The following is a 12,486-nucleotide window of genomic DNA, read 5'->3' as shown; positions in this document are numbered from 1 at the left end:
GGCCCCGCGCGTGGCGACTGACAGGCCCAAGCCACGCAGTCTAAGCCCGGCCATGGCGTGTGACCACACCGGGTGCCCCTCACCCGGTGTGCGTCAGGCTCGCCTCAGTAGATATACGCCAACCTGAACTGCAGCGAGTGGTCGGTCATGGGCCCGGAACGCACGTCCACATCCCGCCAGTACTGCCCCATTACCTGCCACTGCTTGCCCAGCATGGTGGTCGCCGACAGGCCGACCGTGCCGTTGTTGTGGCTGGTTTCCAGGGTCTGCCCGTCCAGCGTCTCGCGCGAGCCCCAGTTGTGCCGGTACGACAGCGCCACCGAGGTGGCCGGGGTGAAGTTGTAGCGCAGGTGGTTGTGCAGCTGGATCAGCGGGTCACGGTGCGCACCGGTGTCGCGCTGCTCCTGGTAGAACTCGGTCTCGGCGATCACGTCCCACGTCCAGCGTTCGTTGAAGCCGTGCACATAGCCCACCTGGAAGTCCGCCGCCCAGCGGTTGCCGCTCAGGGCAAAGCCCTGGTTCTTGTCGGCGCCGGTGGGCGCGGTGACGAACAGCGACCAGCCCAGGTGGCGGTTGCGTTCCATGTCGGCCAGGCTCCACACCGTGGCGCCGAAGGTGATGTCGCCCAGGCCGCTGTTCTTCTGGCCGGTGGCGCCGATTTCCTGATGGCCGTAGGGGATGATGATCTGCGGGTCCCAGATCAGGCCGGTGTTGAAGAACTCGGTGAAGTGCACCAGACGCAGCACGCCCACGGTCAGGTCCAGGTCGAGGTTGTCGGCGGCGCGCTTGCCGCCCATATACGAGCGGTCGATGCGCGGGTTCTGCTGGTACAGCAAGGCCAGGTCGGTGCCCGGTGGCAGCGCGGCATAGTCGCCGGAGTCGGGGCGTACATCGGCCAGCGCGGGGCTGGCGCACAGGGCAAGGAACAGCGAGCACGGCAATGCGCCGCCTTTGTGCAAAAGCGCTTTCATGGGGATCACCTGTCTACCGGTTAATTGTTATTGGAACGGGTTGAGGCTGCCCCGCTCGCACGCCTGGCGAGCGGGGTCGAGGGGTGGCTTACTGCGCCGCAGTGGCGTCGGCGGCGGCGCGCAGGTCAAGGCTGCGCTTGATGATGTATTGCTGGATCAGTTGCATCTGCGGCATGTCCAGCACCCCGGCAAAGCTCGGCATGCCCTTGCTCATGAACGCACCGCTGACGATGCCGACGAAGGCCTGGTGCTTGTCCGGGCTCAGGTAGCGCAGGTCGGGGATCACCCCGCCGCTGGCGGCGTTGAGGCCGTGGCAGGCGCCGCACATGCCGTTGAACAGGGTGCGGCCCTGGGCGATTTCATCCGCCGAAGCGGTCAGCGCGGGCACCTGCGGTGGCAGCACCGGGGCCTTGCGCGGCGGCGGCAGTTCGCCCTTGGCGCCAAGCTTGAACACCAGCACGCGGGATTCGGGTTGCACCTTGCCCTTGTCGGTCAGGCCGCCTGCGATCAGCGGCATGATGCCGCCCCAGCCGGCCATGAACGCCACGTACTGCTCGCCCTTGACCTCATAGGTGACCGGCCCGCCGAGCACGCCGGAGTTGGCGCGGTGCTCCCACAGCTGCTTGCCCTTGTCGGCGCTGAAGGCCATGACGCGGCCGTCCGAGGTGCCCTGGAACACCAGGTTGCCGGCGGTGCTGAGGGTGCCGCCGTTGCCGGACTCGACATAGTCGTGGGTCCAGGCGGCCTGCTGTTTGACCGGGTCCCAGGCAATCAGGTGCCCGCGCCAGGCGCTGCGGATCTGGTTGAACACCTTCGGGTCTTCCGGCAGGTCGGGCACGTCCAGGCCGAAGTTCACCACCGACTTGGTCGGCAGGAACAGTGGCTTGTCGGCGGCCTTGAGTTCGGCCACGGTGTCCTGGGCCGGGATGTACACATAGCCGGTGTTGGGGTTGTACGACATCGGGTGCCAGCTGTGGCCGCCGAGGAAGCTTGGCTGTATCACCTTCGGCGCCTTGGCGTAGTCGGCCTGGTCGGTGAGGATGGGGCGCCCGGTCTTGGGGTCCAGGCCGCTGGCCCAGTTCACCTGCACGAAGTTGTTGCCCGAGATGAACTCGCCGTTGGTGCGGTCGATCACGTAGAAGAAACCGTTCTTGGGTGCCTGCATCAGCACCTTGCGGGTCTTGCCGTCGATCTGGATGTCGGCCAGCACGATCTGCTGGGTGGCGGTGAAGTCCCAGCGATCGCCGGGCGTCACCTGGAAGTGCCACACGTACTCGCCGGTTTCCGGGCGCAGCGCGACGATCGACGACAGGTACAGGTTGTCGCCCTCGCCCTGGCTGCGGAACTGGTAGTTCCACGGCGAGCCGTTGCCGGTGCCCACGTACAGCAGGTCGAGTTCGGGGTCGTAGGACATCGAGTCCCACACGGTGCCGCCACCGCCCCACTTGACCCAGCCATTGCCCTTCCAGGTTTTCATGGCCTTGGCCATGGCCTCGTTTTCCGGTGGCAGCGCCGGGTCGCCGGGCACGGTGAAGAAGCGCCAGGCCTGCTTGCCGGTATCGGCATCGTAGGCGGTGATATAGCCGCGCACGCCGAACTCGGCGCCGCCGTTGCCGATCAGCACCTTGCCTTTGACAATGCGCGGGGCGCCGGTGATGGTGTAGCTCTTGTTGGGGTCCAGAACGGTGTCGACGCTCCACACCTCCTTGCCGGTGGCCGCATCGAGGGCGATCAGGCGCCCATCGAAGCTGCCCACGTAGACCTTGCCCTGCCACACGGCCACACCGCGGTTGACCACGTCGCAGCAGCCCTGGCTGAGTTTCTCCATGGGGATCTTGGGGTCGTACTTCCACAGCGGCTTGCCGCTGGCGGCGTCGAAGGCATACACGATGCTGAAGGCACCGGTGGTGTACATCACGCCGTCGACCACGATGGGGGTGGCTTCGGTACCGCGATCGATGTCGAGCTTCTGCGTCCAGGCCAGGCCAAGCCCGGCGACGTTCTGGTCGTTGATGCGGGTCAGCGGGCTGAAGCGTTGTTCGTCGTAGGTACGCCCGTGGGCGAGCCAGTTGGCGGCGTCCTGGTTGGCGTTGAGCAGTCGGTTGGCGTCGATGTTGCCGGGCGTGCCGGCATGGGCGAGCGTTGACACGTAGAGCACGGCAAGCGGCATCAAGCGTTTCATTTTTTATTGTTATCCCGTTCTGGGTGGATCAATGAGTGGCGTGGCAGGCCATGACGGGATTAGAGCAAAGTCGGAGGGGGTAAAGCGCTTGCGTGTGTGCCAGGTATTTTTGTGTGCGTGCCATATTGCGGAGGCTGCTGCGTAGCCCATCGCGGGTCAAGCCCGCTCCCACAGGGATGGCGATAATCCTTGTGGGAGCGGGCTTGACCCGCGATCGAGCGCGCAGCGCTCGGCGTTACACCGGGCGCTTGAGCACCAGTGTCAGGATGTCGTAGCTGGCCACCAGTTCACCCAGCTGGTTGGTCACTTCCACATCCCACGCCACCACCCCTTGCGGCTGGCCCAGCGGGCTGGATTTGCCCTGATCGATCTTGCGCTTGCAGGTCAGGCGCGCCTGGATGGTGTCGCCAATGCCCACCGGGCTGATGAAACGCAGGGTGTCCAGGCCATAGTTGGCCAGCACCGGCCCCTCGCCCGGCGACACGAACAGCCCCGCCGCCGCCGACAGCACGAAGTAGCCATGCGCAATGCGCTTGCCGAACTGCGACTGCCTGGCCGCAATGTCGTCGAAGTGCATGTAGAAATGATCCCCCGACAAGCAGCCGAAGTTCACCAGGTCCGCCTCGGTCACGGTACGCCGATGGGTCAGCAGCGACTCGCCGATGCGCAGCTCTTCGAAGTGACGACGGAACGGGTGCACCTCGCTCTCGTACACCTGGGCACCGCGCACATACTCGCCGGTCACCGCCATCAGCATGCTCGGCGAACCCTGCACTGCCGCACGCTGCAGGTAGTGCTTGACCGCCCGCAGCCCGCCCAGCTCTTCGCCGCCACCGGCACGCCCAGGGCCGCCGTGCTTGAGCTGCGGCAAGGGCGAACCGTGCCCGGTGGACTCCGCCGCCGCCTCGCTGTCGAGGATCAGCAACCGACCGTGCCAGGCTGCAGCCACCGGAATGGCCTTGGCTGCCACCTCGCGGTCGGCGGTCACCAGGCTGGCCACCAGGCTGCCCTTGCCGCGCGCGGCCAGCGCCAGCGCTTCGTCCAGGTCGTCGTAGGCCATCAGCGTGCTCACCGGGCCGAAGGCCTCGATGTCGTGGGCACCGCCGTCGGCATGCGGGTCGCGTGCCTGCAGCAGGGTCGGCGCAAAGAACGCCCCTTCGCCCACGCCCTCGCCCCGTGGCTCGAAACCATCGCTGGCACCGAACAGCTGGTCGCAGCTCTGCAGCAGGCTGCGCACCCGCTCGCCCACGTCGCGCTGCTGGTCATGGGAAGCCAGCGCGCCCATGCGCACGCCCTCCACCGACGGGTCGCCCACCACCACCTTGCTCAGGCGCTCGCGCAGGCGCGTGGCCACGGCGTCCAGGTGCTTGGCCGGCACGATGGCGCGGCGGATGGCGGTGCACTTCTGCCCCGCCTTGGTGGTCATCTCGCGCACCACTTCCTTGATGTACAGGTCGAACTCGGCATCGTCCGGCTTCACGTCCGGGCCCAGGATCGCGCAGTTGAGCGAGTCGGCCTCGGCGGTGAACGGCACCGAGTGGCGGATCAGGTTCGGGGTCACCCGCAGCTTGGCCGCGGTGTCGGCAGAACCGGTAAAGGTCACCACGTCCTGGCCTTGCAGGCGGTCGAGCAGGTCGCCGGTACTGCCCACCACCAACTGCAGGCTGCCGGCCGGCAGCAGGCCGGACTCATCCATCAGGCGCACCACCGCCTCGGTCAGGTAGCTGGTGGAGGTGGCCGGCTTGACGATGCACGGCATGCCGGCCAGAAAGGTCGGCGCGAACTTTTCGAGCATGCCCCAGATCGGGAAGTTGAACGCGTTGATGTGCACCGCAAGCCCCGCACGCGGCACCAGGATGTGGCTGCCGGCGAAGGTGCCCTGCTTGCCCAGCGGGATGGCCGGGCCTTCGTGCAGCAGGTTGCCCGAGGGCAGTTCGCGGCTGCCGATGCCGGCATAGGCGAACAGCGTGGCGTTGCCGCCCTCGATGTCGATCCAGCTGTCGGCGCGGGTTGCGCCGCTGTGGTGGGACAGTGCGTAGAGCTGTTCCTTGCGCTCGGCCAGGTACAGCGCCAGGGCCTTGAGCCGCGCGGCACGCTGCTGGAAGTCCATCGCCATCAGGCTGCGCAGGCCCTCACGGCGCGCATGCTCGATGGCTTCGGCAAAGTCGGGCCGCTCTTCATGGCTGTACGCCAATACGTGCCCGTCCAGGGCGCTGCGCAGCGGCTGCGCGCCATGCTGGCCGAGCCAGCGGCCGGCGATGAAGCTTTGCAAGGTTGGGGCAACAGACATGAGGTGTCCTCCGGTTCTTTTAAGGGGCGCGCTTACCACAGCGCCAGGGTGTAGCCGATGATCAGGCGGTTCTCGTCCAGGCTGTTGGTCAAGCCGTTGCCTGAGCGGAAGGTGACGTTGCGCCAGCGCAGGCTGACGTTTTTCAACGGGCCGCTCTGCACCACGTAGGTGATGTCGGTGTCGCGTTCGCGCTCGCGGCCGTTGTCCACGGTCGCGGTCCTGGCATGACGCCCGTCGGTGTAGCGGGTCATGAAGCTCAGGCCCGGAATGCCCAGGGCGACGAAGTCGTAGTCGTAGCGCAGTTGCCAGGAGTCGAGCCCGGCGCGGGTGTAGGTGTTGTAGGTCACCAGGTTGACGGTGTACGGGTCGCCGCCGTTGAGGAACGGGAAGGCGCTGTCGCCCGACATCTGCTGGAAGGTGGCACTGACCTTGTGCGCGCCGCTGGCCAGGGTGAACATGCCATTGAAGTTGCGGTTGTCGATGCGCCCTGCCCGCTCGGCGCCGTCGCCACGGCTGTCGAAATAGCGCAGGTCGCTGCGCAGGCTCAGGCCCTCGCCCAGCGGTTGGGTGTGCACCAGGCCGACGAACTGCTGACGGTAGATCTGGTCGAGCTTGGCGTAGTAGTAGGTCAGGTTCAGTTGCGGGGTGAAGGCATAGGTGCCGCCACCAAAATCGAAGCGGTCGCTGCTGGCCGCGCCGTAGCCGATGTCGTCGCGGCTGGAGGAATCGCGCAGGTTGGCCTTGGTCAGCCGCCCGGCGTTGAACGTCAGGCCGTCGATCTCCTGGCTGGTCAGCAGGCCACCCTGAAAGCTTGCGGCCAGCAGGCGGGTGTCGTTGTACACCACCACCGGCAGGATCGGCTGCAAGGTACCCAGGCGCAGCACGCTCTTTGAGGCGCGCAGCTTGGCGGTCAGGCCCAGCTCGCTGTAGTCGTCGGCCGGTTCCAGGCTGTCGGGCCCGAACGGCAGCAGCCCGGTGCCGCGCCGATCACGGCTGGAGTCGAGCTTGATGCCCAGTTGCCCCATGGCGTCGACGCCTACCCCGATCGGGCCATCGGTGAAGCCGGACTCGAACTTCACGGTAAAGCCCTGGGCCCACTCCTCGGCCTTGGATTGCGGCGCGTTGCTCTGGCGAAAATCGCGATTGATGTAGTGGTTGCGCAACTCGACCTTGGCATGGCTGTCGTCGATGAAGTCGGCCAGGGCCGGCGCGGCGACCAGGGGCAAGGCAAAGCCGGCCAGCAGCGAAGCCGGCATGAAGCGAATGTGGTTCATTATTTTTATACCCGACAATCGTTTTGGTTTATTAGTGTTTGCTTGCGCCTGCGGCACCGATGCCGGTCATCGAGCGGATGAACTGCGCCAGGTAGCGGCCGCGTTCCTGCGCTGCCCGCTCCGAGGTGTCAGTGACCGAGAACACCCAGGCGCCCAGGAACGCCAGGCTCATGGAGAACAGCGCCGGGTTGCTGTAGGGGAACAGCGCCGTTTCGTTGTGCAGCACGTTGACCCACACCGCCGGGCTGAGCACCAGCAGCACGATGGCCGAGACCAGCCCGCTCATGCTGCCGATCACCGCGCCACGGGTGGTCAGGCCCTTCCAGTACATCGAGAGGAACAGCACCGGGAAATTCACCGAGGCGGCAATCGCCAGCACCAGCCCGGACAGGAACGCGATGTTCTGCGACTCGAACATCAGGCCCAGGATGATCGCCAGCACGCCGATGGCCAGGGTGGCGATGCGCGACACGCGCATCTCTTGCTTCTCGGTGGCCTGGCCCTTGCGGATCACGCAGGCGTACAGGTCGTGGGACACCGCCGAGGCGCCGGACAACGCCAGCCCGGCCACCACCGCCAGTATGGTGGCGAAGGCCACGGCCGAGATGAAGCCCAGGAACAGGTTGCCGCCCACGGCCTGGGCCAGGTGCACGGCGATCATGTTGCCGCCGCCGATGATCGCGCCGTTGACGTCGCGGTAGCTTGCGTCGGTGCCGACCATCACGATGGCGCCGAAGCCCACCATGATCAGCAGCAGGTAGAAGTAGCCGATGAAGCCGGTGGCGTAGAACACGCTCTTGCGCGCTTGCTTGGCGTCACTCACGGTGAAGAAGCGCATCAGGATATGCGGCAGCCCGGCGGTGCCGAACATCATGCCCAGGCCCAGGGAAATCGCATCGATGGGGTTGGACAGCAGCCCGCCCGGGGCCATGATCGCGGTGCCCTTGGCGTGCACCTCGGTGGCGGCGCTGAACATCGCCTCGGTGCTGAAACCAAAGTGCTTGAGCACCATGAACGCCATGAAGCTGGTGCCCGAGAGCAGCAGCACGGCCTTGATGATCTGTACCCAGGTGGTGGCGAGCATGCCGCCGAAGGTCACGTAGAACACCATCAGCACGCCCACCAGCATCACCGCATACAGGTAGCTGATGCCGAACAGCAGCTCGATCAGCTTGCCGGCGCCGACCATCTGCGCCACCAGGTACATCAGTGCCACGGTCAGGGTGCCCAGGGCCGAGGTCAGGCGCACCGGGGTCTGGTCCAGGCGGTACGACACCACGTCGGCGAAGGTGTACTTGCCCAGGTTGCGCAGGCGCTCGGCAATCAGGAACAGGATGATCGGCCAGCCGGCCAGCACGCCCAGGGCGTACAGCAGGCCGTCATAGCCGTTGAGGAACATCATCGCGGAGATGCCCAGGAACGAGGCGGCGCTGATCATGTCGCCGGCGATGGCCAGGCCGTTCTGAAAGCCGGTGAGGCCGCCGCCTGCGGTGTAGAAGTCACTGGCCGAACGGGTGCGCTGTGCGGCCCAGCGGGTGATACCCAGGGTGAACACGACGAACAGCAGGAACATGCTGATGGCTGTCCAGTTCATTTCGCGCACTCCTGGCGGACCTTGTCGTTGAGCGGGTCGAGCACGTTGTTGGCGCGGTACACGTAGATCCCGGTGAGGCCGAAGGACACCAGCACCACCAGTACGCCGACCAGCATGCCGACGGTGGTCACGCCGCCGCTGAGCGATTGCCCCAGGGTGCTGGGGGAGAACGCCACCAGCAGCACGAAGCCGTAGTAGATGACCAGCATGGCCAGGGTCAGCGACCAGTTCAGGCGCTGCTTGCGCCGTACCAGTTGCTTGAAGTCGGGGTGCTTGCAGATGCTGTCGATGTCTTCGGGGGTCATTGGGGCGCTCTCTTGGTGTTGTTGTTTTAGTTTTCAGGGCACACAGGTGTTGCGGTGTTCAGGCGGGCCTCATCGCGGGTCAAGCCCGCTCCCACAGGGTCTGCACTCTCCTCAAGACCGGTGCTGTACCTGTGGGAGTGGGCTTGACCCGCGATTGAGTCGACGCGGTATCAGACCTGATCGAAGTCCAGCACCACCCTGTCGCTGACCGGGTACGTCTGGCACGACAGCACATACCCCGCCGCCACTTCGTAGTCCTCCAGGGCGTGGTTGCTGTCCATCTCCACCTCCCCTTCGATGACCTTGCACTTGCAGGTCGAGCACACCCCGGCCTTGCACGAGTACGGCAGCTCGGCGCCGATGGCATTGCCGGCATCCAGCACGCTGACGGTGTTGCGCGGCAGGTCGAAGGCCAGCGCCCGACCGTCGCTGATCACGGTGATCTGGCTGACGGCGGCGTCCAGCTGGCGCGCCGCCTCGCGGGCTTCACGCTTGCGTTCGTCGCCCGCCGCTGCAAACAGCTCGAAATGGATCTTCTCCCCCGCCATGCCATTGGCCTTGAGGCTGGCGCGCACGGTCTCGGTCATCGCCTGCGGGCCGCAGATGAAGGCGGCGTCCAGCGCCCTGGGGTCGAGCCAGCGCGAGAACAGCTGACCGCACTTGTCGGCGTCGATGCGCCCGTTGTACAGGTCCACGTCCTGCTGCTCGCGGCTGAACACGAAGATCAGGTTCAGGCGTTGCAGGTAGCGGTTCTTCAGGTCTTCGAGCTTGTCGCGAAACAGCGCGCCGGAGCTTGAGCGGTTGCCGTAGAGCAAGGTGAAGCGGCTGTCGGGTTCGCGCTCCAGGGTGGTCTTGATGATCGACAGGATCGGCGTGATGCCGCTGCCCGCCGCCACCGCCAGGTAGTTGCCGCGACGGTTCGGGTCCAGTGGCACGTGGAAGCTGCCCGAAGGCGGCATCACTTCGAGGCTGTGGCCGACCTTGAGCACCTCGTTGGCAAACGCCGAGAAGCGCCCGCCGGCCACGCGCTTGATCGCCACGCGCAGCTCGCCGTCTTCCACGCCGCTGCAGATCGAGTACGAACGGCGCACTTCCTCGTCGTCCAGTTGCGTGCGCATCACCAGGTACTGGCCCTGGGTGAAACGGAAATCGTCCTGCAGGTGCGCCGGCACTTCGAAGGCAATCGACACCGCATCGCGGGTCTCGGCGCGCACATCCTTGATGGTCAGGCTGTGAAATTGACTCATGCTGTTCTCCCGCTGCACGGCGCCAGCGCGCTCAGATGCATTTGAAATAGTCGAAAGGTTCCAGGCACTCGCGGCACCGGTACAGGGCCTTGCAGGCCGTGGAGCCGAACTGGCTGAGCAGCTCGGTGTGGCTGCTGGCGCACACCGGGCACAGCACCTGCGGGCTTTCGCCCAGCAGGCTGCGCTTGCTGGCACTGCCCACGGGCGGCGCGATGCCATAGGCACGCAGGCGCTCGCGCCCCTGCTCGGTGATCCAGTCGGTGCTCCAGGCCGGCGTCAGGCGCCGCTCCAGGCACGGCGCGGCGAACCCTGCCTGCTCCAGCGCCTGGCGGATATCGCCCTCGATCACCTCGGTGGCCGGGCAGCCCGAATAGGTCGGCGTGACCACAAGGTGCAGGTGGCCGGCCTGCCAGTGCAGGTCGCGCACAATCCCGAGGTCGACCACGCTGACCACCGGCACTTCCGGGTCCATCACCTGCTCCAGCACCGTCCAGGCGTGGCTCAGGTCATCGGCCCGCAGTGCCCGCGCACCGTGGTCGCTGGCGATCAGCTCACCAGGTTGCATCGGGGTAGGCCCGTGGCAAAAACTGCATTTCGGCCAGCAGGATGCCCAGGTGCTCGGTGTGCATGCCGGTACGCCCGCTGAGGTAGAAGTGGCTGGCCGCAGGCGGCAGCGGCAGTTCGACCGAGGCGAAGGTGGCCTCGACCTGGTGTAGCCATGCCGCGCCGACCTGCGCCGGGTCGACGCCGATGCCCGCTGCGGCCAGGCGGGTTTCAGCCTCGCTGCCGCTGGCCAGCTCCACGGTGAAGCGCCACACCTGCGTGATGGCCGCGAGCATGCGCCGGCGACTTTCGTCGGTGCCGCCACCCAGGCGCTGCACCCATTCACTGGAGCGACGCAGGTGGTAGGTGACCTCCTTGAGCGCCTTGGCGGCGATGCCGGCGATGCGCAGGTCGGTGGAGTCGCACAGGCCCTTGAGCACCTGCAGGTGCCAGGCGTCGAACAGGAACTGCTTGGCCATGGTCACGGCGAAATCGCCGTTGGGCTGCTCCACCAGCAGCAGGTTGCGGTAGGCGCGCTCGTCGCGGCGAAACGCCAGGTCGTCGGCATCGCGGCCGTCGGCCAGCAGCTCGGCGGCGTAGTCCAGCCAGTTGCGCGCCTGGCCCACCAGGTCCAGGCCGACGTTCATCAGCGCCAGCTCTTCCTCGATGGCCGGCGCCTTGCCACACCACTCGCACAGGCGCTGGCCCTGGATCAGGGCGCTGTCGCCCAGCAGCAGCAGGTAATGGATCAGATCGTCTTGGGTGCTGTTCATGGTCGACCTCACATGTGTCCGACTTCGTCGGGCAGCTCGTAGAAGCTGGCGTGCCGGTAGACCTTGTCGTCGGCCGGGTCGAACAGCGGGTCCTTCTCGTCCGGCGAGGAGGCCACGATCAGCGCCGAGGGCACCACCCACAGGCTTACGCCTTCGCTGCGGCGGGTGTACAGCTCGCGGGCGTTCTCGATGGCCATGGCGTCGTCGGCGGCATGCACACTGCCTACATGCTTGTGGTTCAGGCCGTGCTTGCTGCGCACGAACACTTCGTAGAGGGTCCAGACAGACATCGTGTATCTCCCATCAGTCGCCAGTTCAGGCGGCGTTCTTGTTCTGTTGTTTGCGGGCGTAGGCGACGGCGGCTTCACGCACCCAGGCGCCGCTTTCGATGGCATTGCGTCGGGTGGCCAGGCGTTCCTGGTTGCACGGGCCGTTGCCCTTGAGCACGTCGAAGAATTCCTGCCACTGGATGGCGCCGAAATCGTAGTGGCCGCGCTCGGCGTTCCACTTCAGGTCGGGGTCGGGGGCGGTGCAGCCCAGCAGTTCGAGCTGCGGGATGGTCTGGTCGACGAAGCGCTGGCGCAGTTCGTCGTTGCTCTGGCGCTTGATCTTCCAGGCCATCGACTGCGCGCTGTTGGGCGAGTTGTCGTCGCTGGGGCCGAACATCATCAGCGCCGGCCACCACAGGCGGTTGATCGCGTCCTGCACCATGTCCTTCTGGGCCTGGGTGCCGTGGCGCATCATGGTCAGCAGAATCTCGTAGCCCTGGCGCTGGTGAAAGCTCTCTTCCTTGCAGATGCGCACCATGGCCCGTGCGTAGGGGCCGTAGGAGGTGCGCTGCAGCACCACCTGGTTGACGATGGCCGCGCCATCCACCAGCCAGCCCACCGCGCCCATGTCGGCCCAGTTGAGGGTCGGGTAGTTGAAGATGCTGGAGTACTTGGCCTTGCCGCTGTGCAGCTTGGCGATCTCTTCGTCGCGATCGGCGCCCAGGGTTTCCATGGCGCTGTACAGGTACAGGCCGTGGCCGGCTTCGTCCTGGATCTTGGCCATCAGCTGCAGCTTGCGCTTGAGGGTCGGGGCACGGGTGACCCAGTTGCCCTCGGGCAGCATGCCGACGATCTCGGAGTGGGCGTGCTGGGAAATCTGGCGGATGAGGGTCTGACGGTAGGCGTCGGGCATCCAGTTCTTGGCTTCGATCTTGATTTCGGCGTCGATCTTTTCCTGGAAGGCACGTTCCTGGGGCGACATCTCGTCCAGGGACTTGATGCGTTTGACGCCGGTTTCGACAAGCTGTGCGTACATGT

Annotated in this window: 10 protein-coding genes and 1 pseudogene; all 11 read right to left on the bottom strand. The window is 66.1% G+C overall.

Features of this window, described 5'->3' with window-relative positions; genetic code table 11:
- Positions 1–104 precede the first annotated feature (104 nt).
- On the bottom strand, positions 105–971 hold the full coding sequence (locus tag DN388_RS10085) for a transporter (protein WP_043862995.1): 867 nt from the start codon (positions 969–971) through the stop codon (positions 105–107).
- Between the two features lie 88 nt (positions 972–1,059).
- The gene (locus tag DN388_RS10080; protein WP_054915430.1) at positions 1,060–3,153 is read right to left on the bottom strand and encodes a PQQ-dependent dehydrogenase, methanol/ethanol family; all 2,094 of its coding nucleotides are present in this window, start codon (positions 3,151–3,153) and stop codon (positions 1,060–1,062) included.
- A 235-nt stretch (positions 3,154–3,388) separates the two neighbouring features.
- A complete protein-coding gene (gene paaZ / locus DN388_RS10075; protein ID WP_254999420.1) occupies positions 3,389–5,443 on the bottom strand; it encodes a phenylacetic acid degradation bifunctional protein PaaZ in 2,055 nt (684 codons plus the stop codon).
- 32 nt (positions 5,444–5,475) lie between these two features.
- The gene (locus tag DN388_RS10070) at positions 5,476–6,717 is read right to left on the bottom strand and encodes an OprD family porin (RefSeq protein ID WP_043862998.1); all 1,242 of its coding nucleotides are present in this window, start codon (positions 6,715–6,717) and stop codon (positions 5,476–5,478) included.
- 31 nt (positions 6,718–6,748) lie between these two features.
- Positions 6,749–8,311 (bottom strand): annotated as a pseudogene (locus tag DN388_RS10065) (cation acetate symporter); the annotation flags it as partial.
- The gene (locus DN388_RS10060) at positions 8,308–8,616 is read right to left on the bottom strand and encodes a DUF485 domain-containing protein (RefSeq protein WP_043863000.1); all 309 of its coding nucleotides are present in this window, start codon (positions 8,614–8,616) and stop codon (positions 8,308–8,310) included. The pseudogene DN388_RS10065 and the gene DN388_RS10060, both read right to left, overlap by 4 nt.
- Before the next feature lie 170 nt (positions 8,617–8,786).
- Positions 8,787–9,863, bottom strand: coding sequence for a 1,2-phenylacetyl-CoA epoxidase subunit PaaE (gene paaE / locus DN388_RS10055; protein ID WP_254999416.1), 1,077 nt, complete (start codon positions 9,861–9,863; stop codon positions 8,787–8,789).
- Positions 9,864–9,894: 31 nt separating this feature from the next.
- Positions 9,895–10,428, bottom strand: a complete 534-nt coding sequence (gene paaD / locus DN388_RS10050; RefSeq protein ID WP_054915435.1) for a 1,2-phenylacetyl-CoA epoxidase subunit PaaD — start codon at positions 10,426–10,428, stop codon at positions 9,895–9,897.
- The gene (gene paaC / locus DN388_RS10045; protein WP_254999414.1) at positions 10,415–11,179 is read right to left on the bottom strand and encodes a 1,2-phenylacetyl-CoA epoxidase subunit PaaC; all 765 of its coding nucleotides are present in this window, start codon (positions 11,177–11,179) and stop codon (positions 10,415–10,417) included. Before paaC ends, paaD begins: the two co-directional genes overlap by 14 nt.
- An 8-nt stretch (positions 11,180–11,187) precedes the next feature.
- Positions 11,188–11,469 (bottom strand): 1,2-phenylacetyl-CoA epoxidase subunit PaaB, encoded by a 282-nt coding sequence (gene paaB / locus DN388_RS10040; protein WP_043863004.1) that lies wholly within the window; start codon positions 11,467–11,469, stop codon positions 11,188–11,190.
- A 25-nt stretch (positions 11,470–11,494) separates the two neighbouring features.
- Positions 11,495–12,484 (bottom strand): 1,2-phenylacetyl-CoA epoxidase subunit PaaA, encoded by a 990-nt coding sequence (gene paaA, locus DN388_RS10035; RefSeq protein ID WP_054915436.1) that lies wholly within the window; start codon positions 12,482–12,484, stop codon positions 11,495–11,497.
- Positions 12,485–12,486: the final 2 nt, after the last annotated feature.

This window comes from Pseudomonas sp. S12(2018) (genome assembly GCF_024355235.1).
GTDB lineage: Bacteria > Pseudomonadota > Gammaproteobacteria > Pseudomonadales > Pseudomonadaceae > Aquipseudomonas > Aquipseudomonas palmensis.
This window is presented reverse-complemented; position numbering and strand designations above follow the sequence as displayed.

Excerpts from the sequence above, each read along its gene's own strand:
- paaE (WP_254999416.1), bottom strand. The coding sequence starts at position 9,863 with ATGAGTCAATTTCACAGCCTGACCATCAAGGATGTGCGCGCCGAGACC.
- paaB (WP_043863004.1), bottom strand. The coding sequence starts at position 11,469 with ATGTCTGTCTGGACCCTCTACGAAGTGTTCGTGCGCAGCAAGCACGGC.
- DN388_RS10080 (WP_054915430.1), bottom strand. The coding sequence starts at position 3,153 with ATGAAACGCTTGATGCCGCTTGCCGTGCTCTACGTGTCAACGCTCGCC.
- DN388_RS10085 (WP_043862995.1), bottom strand. The coding sequence starts at position 971 with ATGAAAGCGCTTTTGCACAAAGGCGGCGCATTGCCGTGCTCGCTGTTC.
- paaA (WP_054915436.1), bottom strand. The coding sequence starts at position 12,484 with ATGTACGCACAGCTTGTCGAAACCGGCGTCAAACGCATCAAGTCCCTG.
- paaC (WP_254999414.1), bottom strand. The coding sequence starts at position 11,179 with ATGAACAGCACCCAAGACGATCTGATCCATTACCTGCTGCTGCTGGGC.
- paaZ (WP_254999420.1), bottom strand. The coding sequence starts at position 5,443 with ATGTCTGTTGCCCCAACCTTGCAAAGCTTCATCGCCGGCCGCTGGCTC.
- DN388_RS10060 (WP_043863000.1), bottom strand. The coding sequence starts at position 8,616 with ATGACCCCCGAAGACATCGACAGCATCTGCAAGCACCCCGACTTCAAG.
- DN388_RS10070 (WP_043862998.1), bottom strand. The coding sequence starts at position 6,717 with ATGAACCACATTCGCTTCATGCCGGCTTCGCTGCTGGCCGGCTTTGCC.
- paaD (WP_054915435.1), bottom strand. The coding sequence starts at position 10,428 with ATGCAACCTGGTGAGCTGATCGCCAGCGACCACGGTGCGCGGGCACTG.